This is a genomic window from Kaistella haifensis DSM 19056 (assembly GCF_000735695.2).
Taxonomy (GTDB): domain Bacteria; phylum Bacteroidota; class Bacteroidia; order Flavobacteriales; family Weeksellaceae; genus Kaistella; species Kaistella haifensis.
Map to the genome: position 1 here is coordinate 36,088 of NZ_JASZ02000001.1, position 25,309 is coordinate 61,396.

Sequence of the window (25,309 nt, forward strand, 5' to 3'; positions counted from 1 at the left end):
TTTCATGAAAATCGTTATACAAAGAGTTACGGAAGCCAATGTAAAAGTTGAAGGAAAAATTGTTGGTGAAATAACTAAAGGCTTACTTTTACTGATCGGAATTGATGAAGAAGATGAAAAAACCGATGCCGATTGGCTTGTGCAAAAAATCTTAAACCTAAGAATTTTCGGTGATGAGGAAGGAAAACTGAACCTTTCCGTAACCGATATTTCCGGAGAAATCCTCTGCATCAGCCAATTTACCTTAATCGCCGATTACAAAAAAGGAAACCGCCCATCTTTCATCAAAGCCGCAAAACCCGACAAAGCTATTCCTCTTTTCGAATATTTTAAAACTGAAATCGCAAAATCCGGATTGAAAACCGAAAGCGGAATTTTCGGTGCCGATATGAAAGTTTCTTTACTCAATGACGGTCCGGTAACGATTGTGATGGATTCCAAAACCAAATCGTAATCTCAAAACAATCAATTTCATCCTTGAATTTCCATTTTCACAAAAAAACATGGAATGTTTAGATTTTTACCTAAATTTGAATCATTCGATTATGAATGATTATGAAAAAAACTATCCTTATCCTCTGCAGTATTTTAATGCTTTCCTGCTCCAAAAAAGAGGGCGAAATTATCAATACCCAATCCGACAGCGCTAAAATCATTGATTCGATCAACGCGGTCAGAAGTCAAATCAACGACAGCATCAAACTAAAGAACAGTCAAAATCGGTTTGCAGATCTTAGTGGAAATCATCAATTAAAGTTCAGTTCAGATGCAATTTCATCGCTCATAGGAACTGCCAAATTCGAAAAAACCGGAAGAGATGAATATTCCGTTTCCGGAAAAGCTGGTTCAGGGAAAAACACTTTAACAATCGAAGGAAAAATCTCTCGGGTATCCGATAAACACCTGAATTTTGAAGGAAAAATCACCCAAAACATTCAAGGAGAAAAATATACCCGAACCAAGAAAACAACATTTTTGGACGAAGGAAAAGGGAAATTCTGGCGTTTGCAAGATAAAGTGAATAGCTCCGGATTTGTGGATTATATTGACATTTATTTTTAAACCAATTTAAATTAAAACAATGCTACACTACGAAATATCCGGAAAAGGAAAAGAAAATCTGGTTCTACTCCACGGTTTTATGGAAAATCTGATGATTTGGGAAGACCTAGAAAAATACCTTTCCAAAGATTTTACTTTAATAAAAATTGATTTGCCGGGACATGGTTTATCTAAAATTTACAATGAAATCCATACGATGGAACTGATGACAGAAGAAGTAAAAAAAGTCGCCGACAAGCTGGGTTTAAAAGAATTTCATCTTCTGGGACATTCAATGGGCGGTTATACATCGCTGGCTTTTGCGGAGAAATTTCCGGAATTTTTGAAAAGTTTCACATTGTTTTTCTCTACTTATTTCCCGGACGATGAAGAGAAAAAAGAACAGCGCAGGAAAAGTTTCAGGATTATTCAGGAAGCATTTCCCAATTATGTTCGAGCGGGAATTCCCAATTTATTTAATGAAAATGAAAAAGACATTTTGGAAGGAAAAATAGAACTTGCCAAAGAAATCGCACTTTCCACTAAAAATGAAGGCGCCCTCGCCGCTGTAAAAGGCATGATCGAACGAACCGATAAAACATCGGTAATGCAAAATTTCGAAGGAAAAATTTTGGTCATCGCAGGAAAACACGATAATGCCGTGAAATCTGAGCTGTTACTGAAAAATCTTCCTGATAGAACCAATATCAAGTCGTATCTTTTGGATTGCGGACATAACGGACATTGGGAAAAACCGGAAATCTGTGCGGCAATCCTCAACACAGAACTTCTTCATAATCTTCCGAAAAACCTCATTTTCTAAAAACAACCATTTAAAATAAAAAAAACATGGAAATCTTATCAAAAATATTAATCGGATTAGTCGCGATCGAGCATCTTTACATTTTATATATGGAAATGTTTGCATGGGAAACTTTGGGCAAAAAAACTTTTAAAGGCTCCTTAAAAGATGAACTTTTCAAACCAACAAAAGGTTTGGCGGCAAACCAAGGTTTGTATAACGGATTTCTTTCTGCGGGATTAATTTGGTCATTCTTCATCGAAAACGAAACATGGTCGCAAAATGTAGCAGTATTTTTCTTGGGATGTGTAATTGTAGCGGGAATTTATGGAGCTTTGACAGCTTCGAAAAAGATATTTTTCGTTCAGGCATTACCGGCGATTATTGCATTGGCGGTGTTATTGTTGAAGTAAACTATATATCCATAAATTAAAAATCCTCCGCTTCAATTTTTTCTTTAAAATCTTCGATAGTTTCTTCGATTGATTTCAGGTATTTCCCGCCCGCTGCGTTGATGTGGCCGCCGCCATTAAAGTATTTTCTTGAAAATTTATTTACATCTACTTGATCTTTGGAGCGGAACGAAATTTTAATAAAATCTTCGTACAAATCTTCCATGAAAAAAGCTGAAACTTGGGTTCCCATAATACTTAAACCGTAATTTACGAAACCTTCGGTATCACCCTTTTGGAAACCGAATTTTTTCAATTCATCTCTTTTCAGCCAAAGAATTGCCACTTTGCCCTCTTTCACCACTTCTATCCTTCCTAAAATTAAAGAAAGCAAGTGAAGTCGAGAAACTGTGTTGGTATCTAAAGTATTAGATGTAATCATCGAAGGTTCTGCTCCTTTTTCAATTAAATCCGCTACAATACGATGGGTAGTTGCGCTCGTGGAACGAAAACGAAAACCTCCTGTATCCGTCATAATCCCGGTATACAAACATTCCGCAATATCTTTGTTTACTTTTTCTTCTTCATTTAATTGCTGGATAAAATGGTACACCATCTGCGAAGTTGCTGGAATTGTAACATCCGAGTACACAAAATCGAATTGATCGGGTTGTTGATGATGATCGATCAGAATTTTCTTCGCCTTAGCCTTTTCAATCCATGGACCTACGAGATTTCCACTTCTGTGTGAAGCATTAAAATCTAGAATAAAAATTACATCCGCATGATAAATCGCTTCTCCAGCCTGTTTTCTTTTGTAATCCGCAATGATGATTCTTTTGGATTCGGGCATCCATTTCAAAAATTTCGGAAAATCGTTAGGAACGATTACCTCTGCGTCCAGACCTTTTTGCTTCAGAAAATGCTTCAGCCCCAAACTCGACCCGATGGCGTCTCCATCTGGATTGTAATGAGTTATGATAACAATTTTATTCTCTGGTATAAGTAATTTTTGAATTTCTGAAATTTCCGAAGCAGTAAACATATTTCTCTATAATTTTGAACGACAAAGATATGTTTTTTGTTCTGAGAGATTACAACGAAAATAGTATTAAAAGGCATTTAACAAATCTACAGAAACCCACAAAAACTATTTTCGACTAAAAAAAATAATTTTACAAAGCACCCAAAACTCGGCGTGATACCGCTCACCGAAATGAAAATTTTACCGAAAGCTATTATTTTGTAAAATATCTAAAATATATTTGCAGAAAATAAAAACTTTCCTATCTTTGCAATCTGAAAAATAAGAGATAGTTTTTACTAAAAAATATAAGCAATGAGCAAGAGAACATTCCAACCATCAGAAAGAAAGAAAAGAAACAAACACGGTTTCAGAGAAAGAATGTCAACCCCAAACGGTAGAAGAGTTTTGGCGGCTAGAAGAGCAAAAGGTAGAAAGAGCTTAACTGTAAGTGCTGCGCGCGCTAAGAGATAATCTCAGAAAATCATCATATACAAATATGCTTGAAAATAACTTTTTCAGGCATTTTTTGTTGTTAAAATTTGCCAAAATTTAGCTAAACGAAAAAGTTTTCTTTATTTTTGAAGGGCTAATCAACTTACGCATTCTATGCGAAATTTGATTAAAATTTATCTTTAATATTTATACCATATGCCACATTCATCTCACGAAGGACAAAATGTAATCCATCTGAAAAATGCCAAAATAGCTCAGAAAAATTTCACTGTACTTAATGATGTAAACCTTAATATCAAACAAGGAAGATTTTGCTATCTGATTGGGAAAACAGGTTCCGGAAAAAGTTCATTGCTGAAAACCCTTTACGGACACATCCCAATTTCTGCAGGTCATGGTAATGTAGCAGGTTTCGATCTCGAAAAACTTCGAGCTTCCGACGTGCCCAATTTAAGACGAAAATTAGGCATCGTTTTCCAAGATTTTCAATTGCTTACGGACAGAACTGTAGAAAAAAATCTGCGTTTTGTACTAGAAGCTACAGGTTGGAATGACAAAACCAAAATTGATGACCGAATCAATGAAGTTTTAGGAAGCGTGGGGATGAAATCGAAGAAACACAAAATGCCTCACGAACTTTCCGGTGGTGAACAACAGCGTATTGCGATTGCGAGAGCGCTTCTGAACCATCCAGAATTGATCCTTGCAGATGAGCCTACCGGAAACTTAGATCCTGAAACTTCCAACGAAATCATGACGCTTCTGAAGCAAGTTGCTTTTGAAAATAATTCAGCGGTGGTAATGGCAACGCACGATTATCACATGATCCAAAACTTCCCAGGTGAAGCGATTCGCTGCGAAGACGGCAGAGTAACCGTGCTCAATACTGCCGAACTTTTCGAATAAAACGAAATTGAAATAAAAATAGGAAATCCTGTAATTATGTTACAGGATTTTTTTTTGTTAGAATTCGTGCTAAAGTATTGATAATATTTCACAAAAAAAACGGACTAAAACCCGTTTTACTGATTTATAAAATGTTTTTTTATCCTTTGAATTGCCCCATCGCAATAAATTTTTCTTGTCTTTGGGTTTCCAATTCTTTCCCTGAAAATGTTGAAAACGCTTTAATATTTTGCAAAATTGAAGCTTTCAAATGATCATAAGCAACTTGTGGATCATAATGTGCACCACCAAGTGGTTCTTCTACAATTCCATCGATAAATTTTTCTCTCAAAGCATCTTGCGGAGTAAGTTTCAGTGCATTCGCTGCATCTTCTTTATGATCCCAATTTCTCCAAAGAATTGAGGAACAACTTTCTGGAGCAATCACCGTGTACCAAGTGTTTTCCAACATATAAACTTTGTTTCCAACACCAATCCCCAATGCTCCACCACTTGCTCCTTCGCCAATGATATAAACAAAAATTGGAGTTTTCAGCATCGTCATCTCAAAAATATTTCGAGCAATTGCTTCACCTTGTCCGCGCTCTTCAGCTTCCAGACCAGGATATGCTCCAGGAGTATCAACCAATGAAATCACTGGAATTTTGAATTTTTCCGCCAATTTCATTAAGCGAAGTGCTTTTCTATATCCTTCCGGATTACTCATCCCAAATCTTCGGAGTTGTCTTTCTTTCGTCGTTCTCCCCTTTTGGGTACCGATAATCATTACTCTCTGTCCATCGATAGTTGCCAAACCACCGACCATTGCAGGATCATCAGCAAAATTACGATCTCCGTGAAGTTCAAGAAAGCTATCTTTATCGGTAATTCCCTTAATAAAATCCAATGTATAAGGACGATCCGGATGGCGTGAAAGCTGAACCCTTTGCCAAGGCGTGAGGTTTCCGTAAATCTCCTTTTTCTTTTCTATAATTTTATCTTCGATTTGCGAGCAAGCCAATTTCACATCTACTCCGCTTTCTTCGCCTACCAATGAACAAGTTTGATACTGATCCACCAGCTCTTTTATGGGAAGTTCAAAATTTAAGTATTCCATTTCTTTAGTTAAGAATTAATCTTTCAAATTTAATAAAAATTATAGAAAATTAGCCGATATTATTCACTGCATTTTTTATTCTCTCGATGCTTTCCTCTTTTCCAAGGATTTCAAGGATTTCAGGAACATCCGGGCCTTTCAGTTCACCTACCAAGCTCAAACGAAGCGGCATCATCACTTTACCCATACCAAGACCTTTTTCTTCTGCAAAATCATGGATGGACTGCTTAATTGCAACCGCTTGAAAATCTGTAAGGTTCATTAATTTTTCAGAAAAATCATTCAAAATCGCAGGTGTTTCTTCATTCCAAGCTTTTTTTACCGCTTTCTCGTCATAAGAAACTGGTGCTTCAAAGAAGAATTTTCCTTCATTGTAAATATCTTTAGCAAAAGTTGCCCGATCTTTCATCAATGCGATAACTTTTAATAATTTTTCATCGCTTGATCCTTCTAAATTAATACCTTCAGCTTCTTTTAATAATGATAAAACCTCTGCATCGGATTTTGATTTCAGATATTCGTGGTTGAACCATTCTGCTTTTTCTTTGTTGAATCTTGCACCGGCTTTATGAACTTTATGCAGATCAAACTCTTTGGTCATTTCCTCTAAAGAAAGAATTTCTCGGTCATTTGCAGGGCTCCAACCCAGCAACGCGACCATGTTAATGAAAGCTTCCGGAAGATATCCTTCTTCACGATAACCTTTAGAGATATTACCCGTTTCGGGATCTTTAAAATTCAAAGGAAATACAGGAAAACCAAATTTATCGCCATCTCGCTTGCTGAGTTTTCCTTTCCCTTCAGGCTTTAAAATCAACGATAAATGTGCGAATTCCGGTCTTTCCCATCCCATTGCTTCATACAAAAGATAGTGCAAACCGAGAGAAGGCAACCACTCTTCACCACGAATAACGTGCGTGATTTCCATTTCGTGATCATCAATAATATTGGCAAAATGATAAGTTGGCATTCCATCGTTTTTTACCAAAACTTTATCATCCAAAGTATTTGTATTTACTGAAGTCTTTCCACGAATAATATCTTCCAAATTGAGCACACGATCGACCGGCATTTTGAAACGTACCACATAAGGTACTTTTTCGTCCAATAACTTCTGAACTTCCTCTTTGGAAAGGGTAAGCGAGTTTTTCAAACGGTTTCTTGTGATATTATTATAGGCAAAGACATCACCATTTTGTTCGAATTCTTTTCGAATTTCATCCAATTCTTCCGGCGTATCGAAAGCGAGGTAAGCATAATCGGTTTTCAGGATTTCAGCTAAATATTTATCATAGATATCGCGTCTTTCAGATTGTCGGTAAGGCGCAAATTTTCCGCCGTGTTTTGGGCTTTCATCCGGGATGATTCCGCACCATTCCAGCGCTTCCATGATGTATTCTTCAGCACCTTCCACATATCTTGCTGTGTCGGTATCTTCAATTCTCAACACGAAATCTCCGCCTTGGTTTTTAGCGAAAAGATAATCATATAACGCAGTTCTCACTCCACCTAAATGTAAAGGCCCGGTTGGACTTGGCGCAAAACGCACTCTTACTTTGCTCATTATTGTTCGAAATTTAGGGTGCAAATTTAAGGAAAAAATGAGTGTTGAGAGAATTTGAGATATTTTATTTAGTTTTGCAATAAATTTGAACGAAAATGTTAGAAATCGGCGAAAGACCTTGGGGAAAATATTATGTTTTGGCAGATGAGCCGCATTATAAATTAAAAAGAATCGAGGTCAATCCAGGGCAAAGACTTTCATATCAATACCACCATCACCGCCAAGAATTCTGGACGGTAATCGCCGGTGAAGCAGTTGTAGTTCTTGATGAAGTAGAACATACCGTAAAATATGGTGAAAGTATTTTTATTCCACTTGGTGCTAAACACCGAATTGAAAACCGAACTGCGGAATTACTGGAATTTGTTGAAGTACAAACCGGAACTTATTTCGGTGAGGATGATATTGTGAGAATTCAGGATGATTATGAACGTACCGACGAAAATTCAGTTTCAGAATAGTTAATTCTCATCTTTAAATTTTAATGAAAAAAAATTACCTTATCCTTTCTCATAAAAATCCGCAACAAATTTGCCGATTGATCAACAGATTGGATGATGGAAATTCTCAATTTTTCGTTCATGTAGATCTAAAAAGCAATTTAGAGGAATTTAAAATTCTAAATTCATTAAAAAACACCCGGATCATTCCCGAAAGAGAAAAATGCATTTGGGGAGATTTTTCTATCGTAAAAGCCACTTTGCATTTGCTAGAAAATTCAATTAAGCATGGAAATAAAGGTTTCACTATTTTACTAAGCGGACAGGATTACCCGATAAAATCCAATCAATTCATCAATAGTTTTCTCGCAAAGCACATCGATTTTAATTTCATCGAAGCAATTCCAATCGAAGAAAAATGGCGTAAAAAAATGGTCCGAGACAAGGTACAGCATTACCATTTTATCCATTCCGATCGAAAAAGCGACAGCAACAGTTATGCTCCCTTTCAACATAGTTCGCCGAAAGAAAAAGCGCGAAATATTTTTCATCTTATCAAGGGAAGAATGTCCCTAAAAACGTTTCAAAAATTGCTATTTCTTCCCAAAAGAAAACCGTTTTTCGAAAAACAATTTGCAGGTTCTCAATGGTGGGCTTTCAATGAAATAACCACGAAATTACTTCATGATTTCATCAATCAAAACATCACCGAATTAGAAAATTATTATCGCTACACTTCGGCTCCTGATGAAATTTTTTTCCAATCCATCATCATAAGTTTGGCAGAAAACAGCAAAGAAATTAAGATAAAACCATCCCAAACTTATGTTAATTGGGAAAGGAAAAATGTAGCGCTTCCAGTAACTTTTAATGACAAAGATTTGCAGGAACTTTCGCAAGTTGACCATTTGTGGGCAAGAAAATTCGATGTAGATTATGATGAAAAAATCCTTGACTTAATTGACAATAAGCTGCTATAATTTAATTACAAAACATATCTGCTCAACCAACTGCTGAAAGAATACTGATCAACAATTTCTACAGGAATCTGCATGTAAGGCGAACTGAGAAACTCACCCAACCTGGCAATATCATCATGATGAATAATAAAAATGTTTTGTGGATTATAAAAATTATATTCCATTACGGTTTTATTATTCGTAATAATTTTTTTCTCATACCGAAGTGATTCAAAAAACCTTAAGGACAAACCGTTATGTTCCAGTACTTTAAAATCTAAAATCACGCTTGCCGATTTTAGTCGTTTGATATTATCTTTGAAAGTAAAATTGTCTTTGAAAAATTTAATATATGGTTTGTTAATAGGCTTTTTGGAACGAAAATACTTTAAGTTTATATCAAAATTCACATCGAATTTAGCAAGTTCATCCATTGTATAAATTAAATCATCAATTCTATTTTCTATATAAGAACCGACGTAATAAATGGTATTATTTTTCGAACAATTTTCCGCTTCGTCATCAAAATCAAAGAAAAAATTATCGCATAACTCAATATTTGGGAATTGAATATGATAATTTTTGTAATCATTTTCATCAAAAATGAGAAATTTCTCGAAAAGAGGGATACAGTTAAATACTTCCGGGTAACGTTTCAAACCGTCCCACTGATATCCAACCACCTTTTTTCCAATATTCATCAATTTTTCAATGGTTTCCTGATCAAAAATATCCGGTCTGATGATTAAGATATAATCAATACTTTTTTCCCTCAGATGACCAATTTCTTGACACATATGGCTTGAACGGAATTTTCTAATCAGTTTTTTTTTATAGGTTCGATTGCCAAAAAAATTCTTTAAGAAAAAATTTTTTACGCGTAGAAGATTATTTTCATACTTAAAATCCGCAGGAACAATCGATGTTAAATCAAATCCAAACTTTTGAATATTAAATTCGAAAATTTCATAGATCTTAAAATCATTAGGAATAATTAAAATAAAAGATTTGCCTTTAACTGATTTTTCAAGCATTGGATTCGGATTCTATAATTTTAGCTAAAGTATTAAATTTGTATTGCGCTTTTAAAGTAGCAAATATTAAGCCTTCCTTACCGTCTAAAAATCCTTTTTTGATCACGTAATATTTAAAAAACCAAAAAAACGGAGAGTAAATCAGCTTCCCGAAACTCACTTTCTTTCCTTTTCTTTTAGCTATTTCAGCTGTAGAATAAGTATTGTTTTTTTCTAAAATCACCGAAATTGAATCGTCTGCAAGATGCTCTAAAGCAAGATTTTTCTCTTGTGGAGAAATCTTCACCACTTTCCCGCTGATTTCCGGTTTCGAATGAATGAAAGGCGGCCACACTATGCTGTCTTTGCGAAAAAATCGATAAACATAATCCGGATAAGCCGCACGCATCCATTTTCCTAAAAAATAGTTTTTTCGTGGAATTGCCAATGCTGTATTGCCTTCTTGATTATTTTTAAACTGATATAATTTGGTCTTTAAATCGATAGTGATGCCCTCATCAGCATCCAAAAGTAGCACCCAATCGTTCTTGGCACTTTGTATCGCAAAATTTCGTGCGGGTTCTACAAAGCTTATTTTTTCGTGAAAAATAATATTGCAGTGGTATTTTTTGGCAATTTCGAGCGTTGAATCCGAACTGTGCATATCGCAAATTAAAATCTCATCGAAATCTTTTACAGATTCCAACACTTTTTCCAAATGCAACGCCGCATTATAGGTATTGATTACTACAGAAATTCCCACCAATTATTTCTTATACTCCGTTATCGTTTTCTCAATAATCGCCACACATTCCATCAATTGTTCTTCTGTAATTACCAAAGGTGGAGCTAGACGGATGATGTTTCCGTGAGTTGGTTTTGCCAGCAAACCATTTTCTTTGAGTTGAAGACAAAGATTCCAAGCGGTAGAACTTTCAGGTGTATCGTTTATTAAAATCGCATTGAGCAATCCTTTTCCTCGAACTTTGGTGATTAAATCTGTTTTCTCGATAAGTTTTTCGATTTCGCCTCTGAAAAGTTTTCCCAATTCTTCTGCTCTTTCAGAAAGATTCTCTTCTTCCACAACATCCAATGCTGCAATGGCAACTGCACAAGCAATAGGATTTCCTCCGAAAGTAGAACCGTGTTGTCCGGGATGAATCACATTCATAATTTCATCATTCGCTAAAACCGCTGAAACGGGATACATCCCTCCGGAAAGCGCTTTTCCCAAGATCAAAATATCGGGTTGTACATTTTCGTGATGACAAGCAATCAGTTTTCCTGTTCTTGCAATTCCGGTTTGTACTTCATCAGCAATGAAAAGTACATAATATTTCTGGCAAAGTTCAGCCGCTTTTTTCAGATAATTTTCGTCTGGAACATATACTCCGGCTTCACCTTGAATGGGTTCTACCAAAAATGCTGCAATATTTTCAGCATCATTTTCAAGAGTTTTTGCTAAAGCATCCAAATCGTTATAAGGAATTTTCACAAACCCTGGAGTGAAAGGTCCGTAATTGTTATTAGCATCTGGATCGTTGGAAAAAGAAACAATCGTAGTGGTTCTTCCGTGAAAATTATTTTCACAAACGACTATTTTTGCTGCGTTTTCGGAAACTCCTTTTACTTCATAACTCCATTTTCTGGCTAATTTCACGGCAGTTTCAACAGCTTCTGCACCTGAATTCATTGGCAAAACCTTATCAAAACCCAAAAGTTCGGTGATTTTTTTCTCGTATTCACCTAAATTTGAATTGTAGAAAGCACGTGAAGTTAAAGCTAATTTCTGTGCCTGATTTACCAATGCATCAACAATTTTAGGATGAGAATGTCCCTGATTTACTGCAGAATATGCAGACAAAAAATCATAATATTTCTTTCCTTCAACATCCCAAACAAAAACACCTTCCCCCTTTTCTAAAACTACCGGAAGTGGATGATAATTATGGGCACCATGCTTATTTTCTAAATCGATGTAATATTGTGAATTTTTTGTTGTTGATGTTGTCGACATAAATTTGCTTTTTTACAAAGTTAATAATTTAATCCCTAAAATAACGACATAAAAAAAGACTAATATTTCTACTAGTCTTATGATTTATATTCAATGACAATTAATGATCAAAGCTTTTATCCATCACAAAATCTTCCATGAATTTTGTGGTGTAATTTCCGGCAATATAATCTTCATTTTCCATCAATTGTCTGTGGAAAGGAATGGTAGTTTTCACTCCTTCGATGTAAAATTCCTCCAATGCACGCTTCATTTTTGCAATTGCTTCTTCACGAGTTTGTGCAGTAGTAATTAATTTTGCAATCATCGAATCGTAGTTGGACGGGATAGAATATCCTGAGTATACATGCGTATCAACACGAATTCCGTGTCCTCCTGGAATGTTCAGACCTGTGATTTTGCCTGGTGATGGGCGGAAATCATTATATGGATCTTCTGCATTAATTCTGCATTCAATAGAATGAAGTTTTGGATAATAATTAAGTCCTGAAATTGGGGTTCCGGAAGCCAACAAAATCTGCTCTCTGATCAAATCATAATCTACCACTTGCTCAGTAATGGGATGTTCAACTTGGATTCTGGTATTCATTTCCATAAAATAGAAATTTCTGTCTTTATCCACCAAGAATTCGATGGTTCCAACGCCTTCGTATCCGATATATTCAGCTGCTTTCACCGCCGCATTTCCCATTTTTTCACGCAATTCATCTGTCATGAAAGGCGAAGGAGTTTCTTCTGTAAGTTTTTGGTTTCTTCTTTGAACAGAACAATCTCTTTCAGACAAATGGCAAGCTTTTCCGTATTGGTCACCTGCAATTTGAATCTCGATATGTCGCGGTTCTACGATGAGTTTTTCCATATACATACCTCCGTTTCCGAACGCGGCTGTAGCTTCTTGCACTGCAGAATCCCAATGTTGTAGAAGATCTTCTGCTTTCCAAACAGCTCTCATTCCTTTTCCGCCACCACCTGCAGTTGCCTTAATCATTACAGGATAACCGATTTCAGCAGCAAGTTTTGCAGCGGTTTCATAGCCATCGATCAAACCTTCAGAACCAGGAACACAAGGAACACCGGCTTCTTTCATAGTCGCTTTTGCGTTTGCCTTATCGCCCATTCTGTCAATCTGTTCAGGAGTTGCTCCAATGAACTTAATTCCGTTTTCCTGACAGATTCTGGAGAAATTTGAATTTTCTGATAAAAATCCGTATCCCGGGTGAATTGCATCAGCATTGGTAATTTCTGCAGCTGCGATGATGTTTGAGATTTTCAGATAAGAATCTTTGCTCATCGGTGGGCCTATACATACAGCCTCATCCGCAAATCTTACATGAAGACTGTCTTTATCCGCTGTGGAATAAACCGCCACCGTTTTAATCCCCATCTCTTTGCAAGTACGCAGAATACGCATTGCAATTTCGCCACGATTAGCTATTAATATTTTTTTGAACATCTTTTTCTGTAATTTTAAATTTTAAATTCTGAATTTTAAATTATTTTAAATGAGCTATATTCATCTAAAATTTATCATTTATCATTTAAAATTCCTAAGATGGATCAACCAAGAATAAAGGTTGGTCGTATTCTACCGGCGAAGCGTCATCCACTAAGATTTTCACAATTTTCCCGGAAATTTCAGACTCAATCTGGTTGAAAAGTTTCATCGCTTCAATTACGCACACTACTTTTCCATTTGAAACTTCGTCTCCTACATTTACGAAAACATCTTTATCTGGAGAAGGTTTTCTGTAGAAAGTACCAATCATCGGGGATTTAATGGTAACGTACTTACTGTCGTCCGAAGAAGGTTCTGTAGAAGACGGAGCAGCCGATTGTGTTACCTGTTGTGGTGCGGATGCTGAAGGAGCTTGTTGCGGTGCAGAATGATACACTGCAGGTTGAGATACATAACTCATTTCGCTACCTGCGAGTGGAGTTTTGATGGTAATTTCAAAATCTTTTGTTTTGTATTTTACTTCAGAAACTTCTGCTTTAGACACAAATTTGATGAGATTTTGTATGTCTTTAATGTCCATTATATGTGGTATTTGTTATTATGCCAAAGATACTAAAAAACAACAAAAAACCACTCAAAATTGAAAAAATCGAGTGGTTTTGTTATAAAATTGAATGTTTTCTAAGATTATCTCTTAGTTTTCTTCTGTAGTTTCTTCTGTTTTTTCCATTACTACTTTTCCTCTGTAGTAAAGTTTTCCTTCATGCCAGTGCGCTCTGTGATAAAGGTGCATTTCACCTGAAGTTGCATCTTTTGCTAATTGAGGAACTACCGCTTTGTAGTGGGTTCTTCTCTTATCTCTTCTTGTTGACGATTGTCTTCTCTTTGGATGTGCCATTTCTTATAATTTTGTTTGATGAGCGATGAGGTTTGATTTCTCAATTCTCATCATTTAAACTATTTAATTTTTATCTTTTAACTTTTTCAATGCTTCCCATCTCGGGTCGATATCCTGTTCTTCTTCAACTTCTTCTTTCGGGCTGAACTTTTCCAATATTTCCAGATCTTCATCGGAAACATTTGGTGAAATTTTCTTCATCGGTATCGACAGCATTACGACTTCATAAATCAGCTGTGCTACGTTGAAAGCGTGGTCTGTACTCGGGATGGTGATGACATCTTCTTCGCTGTCATCATACTCTGTTCCGAATTTTACCAAAACTTTAATCTCGTTTTGTACACCGTGATCAAAATTTTCTGTGGTAATATCACAAACCAAATTTACAATTCCGGAAATTTCAATTTCGAACTCCAAAAAAGTGCTGTGTTTCATCATGAAAACATCTGCAACAATTTTAGGATCTGTAAACTCTTGTTCAGTATCGAAAAGTTGAAAGAACGCTTTATCTATCTCAAATTGGAATTCGTGTTGACCGTTTTTTTGTCCTGAAAACACGATATCGTAGTTTCTAAACTTGTCCATAAAATGAGTGTGCAAAAATATGCAAATTTTTTAATATTACAAATAAATTTTAAAACAAATAATTAAGAAAATATTTTTTCAGAATCTTAATGCCCATTTTCGTCCGGAAGATCCTCATCAACACCATTGTTTGCGGAATTTCTTCGAGGTCGCATTCGGTTGGTCATTAAGTCATTATATTCTTGTCTATTTTTAAAAATTTTAACAGCCATAAACAATGCTTCGCTAAAACTTTGTTCATTAGCAACATTTTTCCCAGCAATGTCATAAGCCACTCCATGATCAGGTGATGTTCTTATGAAAGGTAAACCGGCGGTATAATTGACGCCCTCTTCGTATGCAATGGTTTTGAATGGAGCTAAACCTTGGTCGTGGTACATTGCTAAAACAGCATCATAATTTTTATACTTATTCGGCTGGAAAAAGCTGTCTGCCGGAAATGGACCAAAAGTCAAAACTCCGTTGTCAAAAAGCTCGTTGATTGCAGGTTCAATGATTTCGATTTCTTCTGTACCGATCACTCCACCATCTCCGGCATGTGGATTCAGTCCTAAAACTGCAATTTTCGGTCTTGGGATTTGGAAATCTTCTACCAAACATTGGTTTAGCATTTTGATTTGTTTCTTTATTTTATCTTTTGAAATACTTTCCGCTACTTGTGAAATCGGAATATGATGCGTGGACACCGCCACTTTCAAATCATTGGTCACCAAAAACATCAATCCTTTCTTTCCGAATTTTTCTTCCAGATAACCGGTATGCCCTGCGTGTGCAAAACCATGTTTCATCATTTCATCTTTATTGATAGGTGCGGTCACCAAAACATCTATATCGCCTTTGATCAGTGCATTGGTTGCAGCTTCCAAAGAATCTATCGCCATTCTAGTAGATTCTTCCGTAGGAACACCCATTTCCACATTTACATTCTCTTTGGTAAGATTCACCATATTAATTTTATCGCTTTGCGCTTGTGTAGCGTCGGTGATATAATTAAAATTGAGTTGTTGTAGCTTAAAAATATTCTTCTGGTAAGTAAATAATTTCCCGGAGCCAAAAATAATAGGAGTAAAAAAATCGGTAATTGCTTTATCTTTTAGAGCTTTCATAATGATCTCCGGCCCGATACCATTGAAATCACCAATCGAAATTCCTACTCTTACTTTGTGCTGTTTAGAACTCATTTTTAATTATCTTTGAAGATTAATAGAATTTCACAAATTTAGGAATTTAGAAATAACTATTCGGAATTTATTTAAAACTTGACTTTTCCCCACAAATCTTACCCTATGTTTACAGGAATTATCGAAGCTACCGCCATCATCGAAAAAATTGAGGGCAGTGGCGAAAACATTAATTTTACATTAAATTGCCCATTCACCCAAGAGCTTAAAATTGATCAAAGTTTAGCGCACAACGGCTGTTGCCTTACTGTGGTAGAAATTACTGACCAAAACTACAGCGTAACGGCAATTGCCGAAACTTTAGAAAAAACAAATCTTAACCAATGGAAATTGGGAACTGAGGTGAATTTGGAACGGTGTTTGAAGTTTGATGGAAGACTGGACGGACACATCGTTCAGGGACATGTCGATAAAACCGGAACTGTAAAAAGCATTGAAGACAGAGATGGCAGCTACCTCATCACCATCAATTATGATGAAACCGATGATTTCGTAACCGTCCCGCAAGGATCGATCACCGTGAATGGAATTAGCTTAACTGTTGCCGAAAGTGGATTTGGTAAATTTTCTGTTGCAATAATTCCTTATACTTGGGAATTTACGAATATGAAAAACCTCAAAACTGGTGATTTAGTCAATTTAGAATTCGACATTATTGGAAAATATGTAACGAAACTGATGAGAAGAAATGCCATTCACTAAATACAAAGGTTATAGTTTAAGAAATAAAGTTTTCGGAGGATTTATGCTGATTTGTTTGGTCAGTATTATTATCTCATCAGGTCTTTTTTATTATATTTTAAAGAATAACGCAATTGAACAAAGCAGAACCGATTTGCAAAGAAAGTCAGAATCGTTACTTTCTGCGCTCGATTATTCGGTAAGCCATACCCGAGTGCAAACCACTGATTTGCCCAAGATTTTAGCAAATGATATTTTTGAAATTGCGGACATCAACAATCAAGACATCATCATCTACGATTTGGCAGGAAATTTTTTGATTTCCAATAAAGACGTTAATTTGATTGCCGAAAAAAAAATCCCCATAAATATTGTAAATAGCGTACTGAAAACTGACAAAAGAGTCGATTTTCAGAAATACGACGAAAAAACAGATTCCAATCTCACCTCATCGTACATGATCCTGAAAAATAACATGCTGGAACCGATCGGCATTGTTTATTTTCCCTATTATCATAATGATGGTTCCTATTTCGAGGTTTTCAATAAATATGTAAATTATATGTTTATTGTAAATCTAATAATTATCGGACTTGGGATTTGGCTCAGCTGGATTATTTCGAACAACCTAACCAAAGCCTTGTCTAAATTTTCAAATATCATTACAAAAATCACATTATTAGACGAAGATCCGAAACCAATCAAGTACCACCAAAACGATGAGCTCAAACCTTTGGTAAAAGCTTACAACCGGATGATTCTTCAAATAAAAGATCAAAAAGAAAGACTCAGTTTCAAAGAAAAAGAAGTTGCATGGCGAGAAATGGCAAAGCAAGTTGCCCACGAAGTGAAAAATCCGCTAACTCCAATGAAACTCACCATACAGAATTTCGAAAGAAAATTTGATCCAACCGATCCGAATATTCGTGATAAAGTAAAGAATCTTAGCCGAACAATGGTAGATCAAATCGATTTGATTACCGCGGTAGCAAATGCTTTTTCTCAATTTGCACAACTCCCGGAAAAGAACAATGAACTTTTCGATCTTAATGATGAAATTAGGAATATCATAAATGTTTTCAGCGATGAGCGAATTTATTTCCATTCCAACAAGATCTCCATCATGGTTGAAATGGATAAAATTTACCTCTCCAGAATTATTACCAATTTAATCACCAACGCCCGACAAGCCCGCAATACCGATATTGAAAGCATTATCAATGTAAATGTGGAGCAACGACAAAAGAGAATCATCATTGAAGTTGAAGACAACGGCGTCGGAATTCCCGAGGAAATGTACGATCGAATTTTCGAACCCAATTTCACCTCAAAAACCAGTGGTACAGGACTCGGTTTAACGATGGTACGAAAGATGGTGGAAGAATACAAAGGTGAAATTTCGGTAAAATCTGAAGTAGATAAGGGTTCAACTTTCACGATTTCATTTCCTTCTAATCTTCCTTCATGAAGCCTTTTCAATTTAAAAGATTTGAAATCCAACAATCCAAAAAAGTCTTTAGAGTAGGAACCGACGGGGTTTTACTCGGTTCGCTATGTTCAGTTTTAAATGCTAAAAAAGCATTAGAAATCGGAACAGGAACAGGATTAATCTCATTGATGGTTACCCAACGAAATCAAACTACCGCGATCTTAGCCATCGATATTAATCCGGAAGCCGTACAATTAGCGAACGAAAATTTCGCTAACTCGCCATTTCAAGAGAGAATCAGCGCGGTACATCAAGATTTAAAATCATGGAAAACCAATGAGAAATTCGATTTGATCTTCTCTAATCCTCCTTATTTTGAAGAAAATCCTTCACAGAAAGACATTTTGGCGAGGCAACAAACCGAGTTGTCTTTTCAAAATCTTTGTGAAAAAGCGAGCCAACTTTTATCTGAAAACGGGCTGTTTTCGGTAATTATTCCACATGATTCTGCAGATGATTTCATCCAAATTTGCATTGAAAACCAACTTCATTTACACCGAAAAATTAATATTTCTGGTATTAAAAATGCTCCGACGAAACGTTGCGTTCTAGAATTTGGATTTCACAAAAAAAACCCGGATGAATCCGAGTTTTATATTGAAAAATCATCCAGACAATATTCCGACGAATATTTAGAGCTAACCAGAGATTTTCATGTTTTCAAATAGACAGGGGAATTATTTAGGTGAATTTAGCGTTACCACAATATCTTTAGAAACATTTTTGGCTGAAGTATATTTAGCATCACAAACCATCGTGGTTAAAGTATAATTTCCTTTATCCACTAAAATATAATTTTGGCTTTTGGCCGGAACATCTAAATTATAAAATCTTTTTCCGCTAATTTTCACGATCAAATTGCACTTCGAGCGATTAATAATCTGAATATAGGCTACTTTGGTGCTTGGATCTGTGTTGAAAAGATGAGTGAGCAACTCGGCGGTACGTTTGTTTTTATCGTTTACGCCATCTTTTGCAACATCTTTTTTGATGTCATTTTTCAGTTTCGCAGTGCTGATAGGTTGTACATTTGGTTTTGCACTTGCTGCTTTCTGGCTTGCAGGCTTATTATTATTTATTGCTGCTATTAGTTTTCTTTTGAATTCCGGTGTTTTCGGGTGATTGGGATTGTTTTTAATAAAAGTAGCAATCACCTGCGGATCGGTACTATTTTCTACTTGAGTTACCGTGTACTGAGCTTGTGCAGAGGAAAAAGCGGAAACCAAAAAAAACAGAATATAAAAATATTTTTTCATTAAAGGAATGATTTTTAGGAACTTAAATTTTAATAATAACGAAGAAATCTTCTTTTTAGTTTGTGTGAAATTTATTATCTTTGCAACGCTCAAAAATAAGCTAAATAAACAAATTTTAATCATAAAAAAAACAATTCTATGTATACACCGGTTGCTGCAGACGTAGCTAAATTAAGAAACACAACAGGAGCAGGAATGATGGACTGCAAAAAAGCATTGGTAGAAGCGGAAGGAGACTTCGAAAAAGCTATCGAAATCCTTAGAAAAAAAGGACAAAAAGTAGCTGCTAACAGAGCGGATAGAGAATCTACCGAAGGTGCTGTAATTGCTAAAGTAAACGAGGATAATACAATGGGAGCGATCATCGCTTTGAACTGCGAAACTGATTTCGTTGCGAAAAACGACGCTTTTGTTGAATTGGCTCACGAACTTGCTGAACAAGCAGTCTTCTATGCAAACAAAGAAGAATTTTTGGCATCTGATTTCCACGGAACTACTGTTGCTGAAAAATTAGTAGAGCAAACAGGTGTAATTGGTGAGAAAATCGAAATCGGTTCTTTCGAAAGAATCGAAGGTCCTTTCTTAGGTGCTTATATCCACGCTGGAAACAAAATCGCTGCGATCACTTCTCTATCTGCAAACGTAGAAGGTGCTGCTGATGCTGCTAAAGCGGTTTCTATGCAAATTGCTGCAATGAACCCAATTGCGCTTGACGAAACACAAGTTTCTCAAGAAACTATCGATAAAGAACTAGAAATCGAAAGAGATATTTTAACTAAAGAAGGTAAACCTGCAAACATTATTGATAACATCCTTAAAGGAAAAATGCAGCGTTTCTACAAAGACAACACTTTGGTACACCAAGCTTTCATCAAAGACGGAAGCCTATCTGTTGCTGATTATGTAAAATCTGTAAACCCAGATCTAAAAGTATTAGGTTTCGTAAGAGTAAGTCTTGCATAATCTTCTTCTATAGAAAATATAATTATCTCCTGCGAAAAATCTTCGCAGGAGATTTTTTTTCCGATAATTTCGGAGTAATTTTGCCTTCCATTTTCATTAGAAAAACATGAATAAAATTTTCAACTATTGTTTAATTTTTCTTTTCAGTTCCGTGCTCCTACCGGCGCAGTACATAAGCGTGGATACCAATTATGATGCAAATCAACTGGTGAAAGACGTGTTCTTCGGAGGGGTCGGTTCTTCATGTATTTCGGTCGATAATGCCAGCATCAGCGGTTACGATTTCGGAAGTGGCAATAAGAGTTACGGATATTTCAATAAAAACGGAAGCTCATTTGAAATGCAGGAAGGTATTATTCTCTCCACGGGAAGTGCTTTGCAAGCGGTGGGTCCTAATAATTTCATTCAAACAGAAAAACGAACCGATCCATTTGCCGAAAGAAACTGGGGCGGTGATCCAGATTTAATAGAAACACTAAATAATAATAGTTTAAACTCTGATAATATTTTAAATGCAACGATCCTAGAATTTGATTTCGTTTCCTTAAAATACAGTGAAATAAGCTTTGAATATATGTTCCTTTCCGAAGAATATAGAAGGGATAATTGCGATTACTCTGATGCATTTGCTTTTCTTATTAAAAAGAAAAATTCGGCGGAACCTTATCAAAATATCGCAACGGTTCCAGGAACTACTACTCCGGTCTCCACCACAACCATCAATGCAGCAGAAAATTGCCCTAAAAATGTAAGCTATTTTGGAAGTTTTAATGAAGAAGAAACTCCAACTAACTTCAACGGACAAACCAAAACACTTACCGCGAAAGCTAATATAGAAGTCGGACAAACCTATCACATCAAATTGGTAATCGCTGATCATGGGGATGATACAGGACGCTTTGATTCTGCAGTTTTCTTGAAAGGCGGAAGCTTCATCGGCTCCAAAGATCTAGGCCAAGATCGTCTGATAATGGATGGCACTGCACTATGCGAAAATACGAGCATCATTTTAAATGCTACTACTCCCGGAGCAACTTATATTTGGTATAAAGATGGAGTTGCAATTCCAGGTGCAAACTTAGCAAATTATGTGGTTACCGAAAATGGATATTATGAAGTAAACATTGATGATTCCGGTTGCCAACTAAAAGGTTCAATCCGAATTGAATTTTCGGAAATACCCAATGTTTCTAAAAAAAATTTTGTAATGATAATAACGGCGCACCAATTCAATTAAATCTTCAAGATTTGAATGCTCAATTTATTTCCAATTACAAAAATTATTTTGAGGTTAAATATTATTCAGATTCCGCTCATACAGATCTACTTCCCGACAATTTCTCTTACACCGATGACACGATTATTTACGCACAAGTAAAAAGCGGAAATTGCCCAGTTGTGAATGCAACACTTCACCTAAATACTCCAAAAAAATCCGTTAATCTGGTGGATCAAACAATTTGTCCAAATGCTACGACAACTCTGAAAGCAGAAACAGGTTTTAAACATTATAGATGGATGAAAGAAAACGGCGAAATTATCGCTGAAGGAGACATGCTCAACGAGATTTCTGATATTCCTGTTGGGAAATATAAGGTGGAACTCACTTCTCAAAACGATTGCACTTTGGAACAGGATGTTACGGTTTTCGCAGCGCAACTTCCAGAAATTACCAATATTGACGTGACCGGAAACACCGCGACGGTCTATGTTTCCGGTGGAAATCCCGGCTATGAATATTCCATGGATGGTACCAATTTTACAAGTTCAAATATCTTCACCAATATTCCACGCGGGCTTCATACGATGTACGTTCGAGATTCCAAAAAATGTGAAATCATTGAAAAGCAATTTTTGGTAATTAATTTAATCAACGTAATTACTCCAAACAACGATGGATTCAATGATGTGTTGGATTATTCCGATTTAAAAATCAAAGAAAATGTGCGCATCGAAATATTTGATCGTTATGGAAATATGGTTTTTCAATCTTCAGACAAAAATTACCTTTGGGACGGAACCACCAACGGAAAAGCTTTACCAACCGGGAATTACTGGTATATTTTGAATTGGATCGAACCGGATACGAAATTGCCCGTTTCCTATGAAGGTTGGATTTTACTGAAAAACAGAAATTAATTTCTCGCAAATATTATCTCGAAATTGAATCGAAATGCTGAAAACCATTAAGAAAAGCTTTCACATTCATTCTTTTTTTGCCTTCTAGTTGCAGTTCTTCTGGGAAATAAGCGCCGTCTTTTGTGTAAATTTTGAATTGATTTTTGTCAATTTCTAAACTTCCGGGAGTTTTTTCATGAGCAGAAATTTCAAATTTTCCTTCATAAATCTTCAAGGATTTTTCGTCCTCACCAATTTTAATCGTCGTAAAAGCACAAGGATACGGAGACATTCCGCGAATGAAATTGTGAATATTTTCGGAATTCAAGTCCCAATTAATTCTCGTGTCTTCCTTGAAAATTTTAAATGCATTTTTTGGATGTTCTACATTCGGTTGAGGTTTTTCCTGAATTGAATTATCAGCCAGTCCATCCAAAGTTTTCACAACGAGTTTTGCGCCCATTTCCATTAACCGATCGTGTAGCATCCCAGCATTTTCATCAGCTGAAATTTCAATTTCTTCTTGCAAAAGAATGTTTCCTTCATCTATTTTTTCATTAATGAAAAAAGTTGTCGCACCAGTTTTCTTTTCCCCGTTGATGATCGCATAATTAATTGGCGCTGCGCCACGATAATCGGGCAACAAAGATGCGTGTAGGTTGAAAGTTCCCATTTCTGGCATTTCAAATAAAATTTTCGGCATCATTCGAAATGCTACTACCACAAAAACATCGGCATTTAAATTCCTAATTTCATTTAAAAACTCAGGATTTCGCAATTTTTCCGGCTGAAAAACGCGAAGATTATTTTCTACGGCATACGTTTTCACTGGCGATTCATGAATTTTTTGTCCACGTCCGCTGGCTTTATCTGCCACCGTCACCACTCCCACAACTTCGTGATTGGATTCGTGAATGGCTTTCAAGGAATTTTTAGCAAATTCGGGAGTTCCGAAGAAGACAACTTTTAATGATTTCATTGCGTAATATTCTTTTAGGAAAATTGAAATTATCACTCAGTTCTGTACGCATAAGTACGGAAATTGAGCATTTTGACTTCACCAGAATCTAAAAGATGAATCAGATTTTCTAGTATATTTTCCTTTTTGTAGTAGTTTAATTTAATGGCGATTTCTTCAACATTGGAAGGTTTTTGCTTCAGGATTTCAATGATTTCTCGAGAAATATCCCTTCCGAAAACGCTTTCTTTTTGGCTTTCGCAAACGGAACATTGTCCACAATTTTTCACATTTTTCTCCCCGAAATAAGACAAAATCAGTTTCATTTTACAATAATCGGAATCCTGAAGAAAGAATTTCATTTCCTCCCATTTTTGCAACTTATTTTTCTGAATTTGTTCGAAAAGATTCCAGTATTTTCCGCTTATTGCTCGGTCGTCTCGATGTTTTAAAAATTTAATACTCGCCAAAGCGCCATCGATATATTCCAAAAAGTTTTTTTGTTGAAGTTCTTTAATTCTTTGTTTAATTAAAAAAACATCAACGTCGATTTTTTTGCTCATCGTCATCTCACTGAACATGATTTTATGAGATGAAAGTCCGGAATAATTTCTGAGCAACAGTTCAATAAAATAAGCGTCTTTCTTGGATAGCAAATCGATGTCGTCTGGCGCAATTTTTAATTCTAAAGATGAGCGGGATTTATTATTGTTAAAAAAAACAATTTCCTGGACGTGTAAAAAATTAAGAACATTTTTAATTTTAGCCATTGAAGCTTTCGTAAAGTTCTGAATTCGCTGCACCTGAAGTTGGAAAACAGTCTCCGGCAAATCGTTTTCAGCAACCTGAAAACTGGAATACAGATAAGAAACGATATCATAAAACTCCTTTTTTGAAGGAATTTGGTTACGAAGAATACTGTCGAGATCCGAAAGTTCCTGTTCATTCCAAAGAAGAAAAGCGTGAGATTCCAATCCATCCCGCCCAGCTCTACCGATTTCCTGATAGTAATTTTCAATCGACGGCGGCGGCGAAAAATGGATTACAAAACGCACATTATCTTTGTCAATCCCCATCCCGAAAGCGTTGGTAGAAACCAAAACCTGGTTGTTGCTATTAATCCAGTTCGTCTGTTTTTGGTTTTTTTCTTTAACCGGCAATCCTGCGTGAAAGAAATCGACATTGGAAATCTGATTTCTTTGCAAAAACCGGGTGAGTTCTTCGGCTTCCTTTCTGGTTCTTACATAAATAATTCCGGTAGAATTGTTGTATTTGAGGAGGTTTAAGACTCTTTGATATTTATCTGAAATTTTATCTGATATAATTTTGATATTGGTTCTCCTAAAACTTTTCTGAAACAATACCGGATTGTTGAGGTTCAGTTTCAGCTGAATTTCCCGCAAAACCTGAGGAGTCGCGGTTGCGGTAAGTGCCAAACAAGGAATATTATTGAAATCCTGCCGAAAAGCTTTGATATTCTGATAACTCGGTCGGAAATCCTGTCCCCATTCCGAGATACAATGTGCTTCATCTACCGCAATAAAAGAAATTTGAATTTCCTCGAGATTTTGCAGAAAAACCCGATTGGTAAGACGTTCCGGAGAGACATACAAAATTTTGGTTAAACCATCTTTACATCTGTTGAAAATAACTTCCGCATCAAACTCATCTAATTCGGAAGATAAATATTCAGCTTCAATTCCACTATTTTTCAATTGATAAACTTGGTCTTTCATCAATGCCAAAAGCGGCGAAATAACCAGGCAAGTTCCTTCCAACAAAAGTGCGGGCAACTGATAACATAAAGATTTTCCACCACCAGTGGGTAAAAGTGCCAAAGTATCTTTCCGATTAATAACCGAATTAATGATTTCTTCCTGCGAATCTCTGAAATTATCGTACCCCCAAAAATGCTTGAGGGTTTGAAATTTGAGTTGCTGAAAATCTTGTTGAGAAATCATGGAGTAAAATTACTGAATCTAACTTCATAAAACAAAAAAAGCCACGCAAAGCG

At 36.0% G+C, this 25,309-nt stretch carries 28 protein-coding genes; 14 read left to right on the forward strand and 14 right to left on the reverse strand.

All coding sequences use genetic code 11. The features are described 5' to 3' along the window. Nucleotides 1-4 precede the first annotated feature (4 nt). The 4 genes from dtd to AP75_RS00185 all read left to right on the forward strand — a co-directional run bounded on the left by dtd (nucleotide 5) and on the right by AP75_RS00185 (nucleotide 2,256). Nucleotides 5-454, forward strand: coding sequence for a D-aminoacyl-tRNA deacylase (gene dtd, locus AP75_RS00170; RefSeq protein WP_031503046.1), 450 nt, complete (start codon nucleotides 5-7; stop codon nucleotides 452-454). Between the two features lie 101 nt (nucleotides 455-555). Beyond that, a complete protein-coding gene (locus tag AP75_RS00175) occupies nucleotides 556-1,062 on the forward strand; it encodes a hypothetical protein (protein WP_143755753.1) in 507 nt (168 codons plus the stop codon). 19 nt (nucleotides 1,063-1,081) lie between these two features. Further along, the gene (locus AP75_RS00180; RefSeq protein ID WP_031503050.1) at nucleotides 1,082-1,864 is read left to right on the forward strand and encodes an alpha/beta fold hydrolase; all 783 of its coding nucleotides are present in this window, start codon (nucleotides 1,082-1,084) and stop codon (nucleotides 1,862-1,864) included. Nucleotides 1,865-1,890: 26 nt separating this feature from the next. Next, the gene (locus AP75_RS00185; protein WP_031503052.1) at nucleotides 1,891-2,256 is read left to right on the forward strand and encodes a DUF1304 domain-containing protein; all 366 of its coding nucleotides are present in this window, start codon (nucleotides 1,891-1,893) and stop codon (nucleotides 2,254-2,256) included. A 16-nt stretch (nucleotides 2,257-2,272) separates the two neighbouring features. Here the strand turns inward: AP75_RS00185 and AP75_RS00190 are convergent, their stop codons facing one another. Next, complete coding sequence (locus AP75_RS00190) at nucleotides 2,273-3,280, reverse strand: DHH family phosphoesterase (protein WP_031503055.1); 1,008 nt, start codon at nucleotides 3,278-3,280, stop codon at nucleotides 2,273-2,275. Between the two features lie 294 nt (nucleotides 3,281-3,574). Here AP75_RS00190 and rpmH point away from each other — a divergent pair, with 294 nt between their 5' ends. After that, complete coding sequence (gene rpmH, locus AP75_RS00195; protein WP_034701860.1) at nucleotides 3,575-3,733, forward strand: 50S ribosomal protein L34; 159 nt, start codon at nucleotides 3,575-3,577, stop codon at nucleotides 3,731-3,733. A 177-nt stretch (nucleotides 3,734-3,910) separates the two neighbouring features. Beyond that, complete coding sequence (locus tag AP75_RS00200) at nucleotides 3,911-4,621, forward strand: cell division ATP-binding protein FtsE (RefSeq protein ID WP_055041602.1); 711 nt, start codon at nucleotides 3,911-3,913, stop codon at nucleotides 4,619-4,621. Nucleotides 4,622-4,760: 139 nt separating this feature from the next. Here the strand turns inward: AP75_RS00200 and AP75_RS00205 are convergent, their stop codons facing one another. Together AP75_RS00205 and gltX are read right to left on the reverse strand one after the other, a co-directional pair. After that, nucleotides 4,761-5,717, reverse strand: a complete 957-nt coding sequence (locus AP75_RS00205; RefSeq protein ID WP_088263351.1) for an acetyl-CoA carboxylase carboxyltransferase subunit alpha — start codon at nucleotides 5,715-5,717, stop codon at nucleotides 4,761-4,763. Nucleotides 5,718-5,766: 49 nt separating this feature from the next. After that, nucleotides 5,767-7,281 (reverse strand): glutamate--tRNA ligase, encoded by a 1,515-nt coding sequence (gene gltX / locus AP75_RS00210; protein WP_088263352.1) that lies wholly within the window; start codon nucleotides 7,279-7,281, stop codon nucleotides 5,767-5,769. A 95-nt stretch (nucleotides 7,282-7,376) separates the two neighbouring features. Here gltX and AP75_RS00215 point away from each other — a divergent pair, with 95 nt between their 5' ends. Together AP75_RS00215 and AP75_RS00220 are read left to right on the forward strand one after the other, a co-directional pair. Next, on the forward strand, nucleotides 7,377-7,742 hold the full coding sequence (locus tag AP75_RS00215) for a phosphomannose isomerase type II C-terminal cupin domain (RefSeq protein WP_031501614.1): 366 nt from the start codon (nucleotides 7,377-7,379) through the stop codon (nucleotides 7,740-7,742). Between the two features lie 23 nt (nucleotides 7,743-7,765). Beyond that, complete coding sequence (locus AP75_RS00220; protein ID WP_088263353.1) at nucleotides 7,766-8,701, forward strand: beta-1,6-N-acetylglucosaminyltransferase; 936 nt, start codon at nucleotides 7,766-7,768, stop codon at nucleotides 8,699-8,701. Between the two features lie 5 nt (nucleotides 8,702-8,706). Here AP75_RS00220 and AP75_RS00225 read toward each other — a convergent pair whose 3' ends face one another. The 8 genes from AP75_RS00225 to pdxA form a co-directional block, all read right to left on the reverse strand. Then, entirely contained in the window at nucleotides 8,707-9,477 is a 771-nt protein-coding gene (locus tag AP75_RS00225) for a hypothetical protein (protein ID WP_143755755.1), read from the reverse strand. Between the two features lie 229 nt (nucleotides 9,478-9,706). Beyond that, on the reverse strand, nucleotides 9,707-10,456 hold the full coding sequence (locus AP75_RS00230; protein WP_031504566.1) for a glycosyltransferase family 2 protein: 750 nt from the start codon (nucleotides 10,454-10,456) through the stop codon (nucleotides 9,707-9,709). A 3-nt stretch (nucleotides 10,457-10,459) separates the two neighbouring features. Next, the gene (gene rocD, locus AP75_RS00235) at nucleotides 10,460-11,710 is read right to left on the reverse strand and encodes an ornithine--oxo-acid transaminase (protein ID WP_031504564.1); all 1,251 of its coding nucleotides are present in this window, start codon (nucleotides 11,708-11,710) and stop codon (nucleotides 10,460-10,462) included. Nucleotides 11,711-11,810: 100 nt separating this feature from the next. Continuing rightward, entirely contained in the window at nucleotides 11,811-13,163 is a 1,353-nt protein-coding gene (gene accC / locus AP75_RS00240; protein WP_088263355.1) for an acetyl-CoA carboxylase biotin carboxylase subunit, read from the reverse strand. A 94-nt stretch (nucleotides 13,164-13,257) separates the two neighbouring features. Further along, nucleotides 13,258-13,746 (reverse strand): acetyl-CoA carboxylase biotin carboxyl carrier protein, encoded by a 489-nt coding sequence (gene accB / locus AP75_RS00245; protein ID WP_031501633.1) that lies wholly within the window; start codon nucleotides 13,744-13,746, stop codon nucleotides 13,258-13,260. A 114-nt stretch (nucleotides 13,747-13,860) separates the two neighbouring features. Continuing rightward, complete coding sequence (gene rpmF, locus AP75_RS00250) at nucleotides 13,861-14,064, reverse strand: 50S ribosomal protein L32 (RefSeq protein WP_088263356.1); 204 nt, start codon at nucleotides 14,062-14,064, stop codon at nucleotides 13,861-13,863. 63 nt (nucleotides 14,065-14,127) lie between these two features. Further along, nucleotides 14,128-14,649, reverse strand: coding sequence for a YceD family protein (locus tag AP75_RS00255; RefSeq protein ID WP_031503501.1), 522 nt, complete (start codon nucleotides 14,647-14,649; stop codon nucleotides 14,128-14,130). A gap of 86 nt (nucleotides 14,650-14,735) precedes the next feature. After that, complete coding sequence (pdxA, locus tag AP75_RS00260) at nucleotides 14,736-15,830, reverse strand: 4-hydroxythreonine-4-phosphate dehydrogenase PdxA (protein WP_088263357.1); 1,095 nt, start codon at nucleotides 15,828-15,830, stop codon at nucleotides 14,736-14,738. 105 nt (nucleotides 15,831-15,935) lie between these two features. Here pdxA and AP75_RS00265 point away from each other — a divergent pair, with 105 nt between their 5' ends. The 3 genes from AP75_RS00265 to AP75_RS00275 are packed head-to-tail and all read left to right on the forward strand — an operon-like array spanning nucleotide 15,936 to nucleotide 18,668. Then, nucleotides 15,936-16,532 carry a riboflavin synthase gene (locus AP75_RS00265; protein WP_031503503.1) on the forward strand — a complete coding sequence of 199 codons (597 nt, stop codon included), beginning with the start codon at nucleotides 15,936-15,938 and terminating at the stop codon, nucleotides 16,530-16,532. After that, nucleotides 16,519-17,979, forward strand: a complete 1,461-nt coding sequence (locus AP75_RS00270; protein ID WP_088263358.1) for a sensor histidine kinase — start codon at nucleotides 16,519-16,521, stop codon at nucleotides 17,977-17,979. The genes AP75_RS00265 and AP75_RS00270 overlap by 14 nt, the downstream gene beginning before the upstream one ends. Beyond that, a complete protein-coding gene (locus tag AP75_RS00275) occupies nucleotides 17,976-18,668 on the forward strand; it encodes a tRNA1(Val) (adenine(37)-N6)-methyltransferase (RefSeq protein ID WP_088263359.1) in 693 nt (230 codons plus the stop codon). Before AP75_RS00270 ends, AP75_RS00275 begins: the two co-directional genes overlap by 4 nt. Before the next feature lie 9 nt (nucleotides 18,669-18,677). Here the strand turns inward: AP75_RS00275 and AP75_RS00280 are convergent, their stop codons facing one another. Next, nucleotides 18,678-19,256, reverse strand: a complete 579-nt coding sequence (locus tag AP75_RS00280; RefSeq protein ID WP_084186117.1) for a DUF6759 domain-containing protein — start codon at nucleotides 19,254-19,256, stop codon at nucleotides 18,678-18,680. Between the two features lie 138 nt (nucleotides 19,257-19,394). Here AP75_RS00280 and tsf point away from each other — a divergent pair, with 138 nt between their 5' ends. From tsf to AP75_RS00295, 3 genes are all read left to right on the forward strand, one after another. Beyond that, entirely contained in the window at nucleotides 19,395-20,219 is an 825-nt protein-coding gene (tsf, locus tag AP75_RS00285) for a translation elongation factor Ts (protein ID WP_031503506.1), read from the forward strand. A gap of 106 nt (nucleotides 20,220-20,325) precedes the next feature. Beyond that, entirely contained in the window at nucleotides 20,326-21,456 is a 1,131-nt protein-coding gene (locus AP75_RS00290) for a choice-of-anchor L domain-containing protein (RefSeq protein ID WP_051872673.1), read from the forward strand. A gap of 11 nt (nucleotides 21,457-21,467) precedes the next feature. Then, complete coding sequence (locus AP75_RS00295; protein WP_031503510.1) at nucleotides 21,468-22,358, forward strand: T9SS type B sorting domain-containing protein; 891 nt, start codon at nucleotides 21,468-21,470, stop codon at nucleotides 22,356-22,358. 13 nt (nucleotides 22,359-22,371) lie between these two features. Here AP75_RS00295 and fmt read toward each other — a convergent pair whose 3' ends face one another. Beyond that, nucleotides 22,372-23,316 (reverse strand): methionyl-tRNA formyltransferase, encoded by a 945-nt coding sequence (fmt, locus tag AP75_RS00300; RefSeq protein ID WP_088263361.1) that lies wholly within the window; start codon nucleotides 23,314-23,316, stop codon nucleotides 22,372-22,374. A 32-nt stretch (nucleotides 23,317-23,348) separates the two neighbouring features. Continuing rightward, a complete protein-coding gene (locus AP75_RS00305) occupies nucleotides 23,349-25,256 on the reverse strand; it encodes a RecQ family ATP-dependent DNA helicase (protein WP_031503512.1) in 1,908 nt (635 codons plus the stop codon). Between the last annotated feature and the right edge of the window lie 53 nt (nucleotides 25,257-25,309).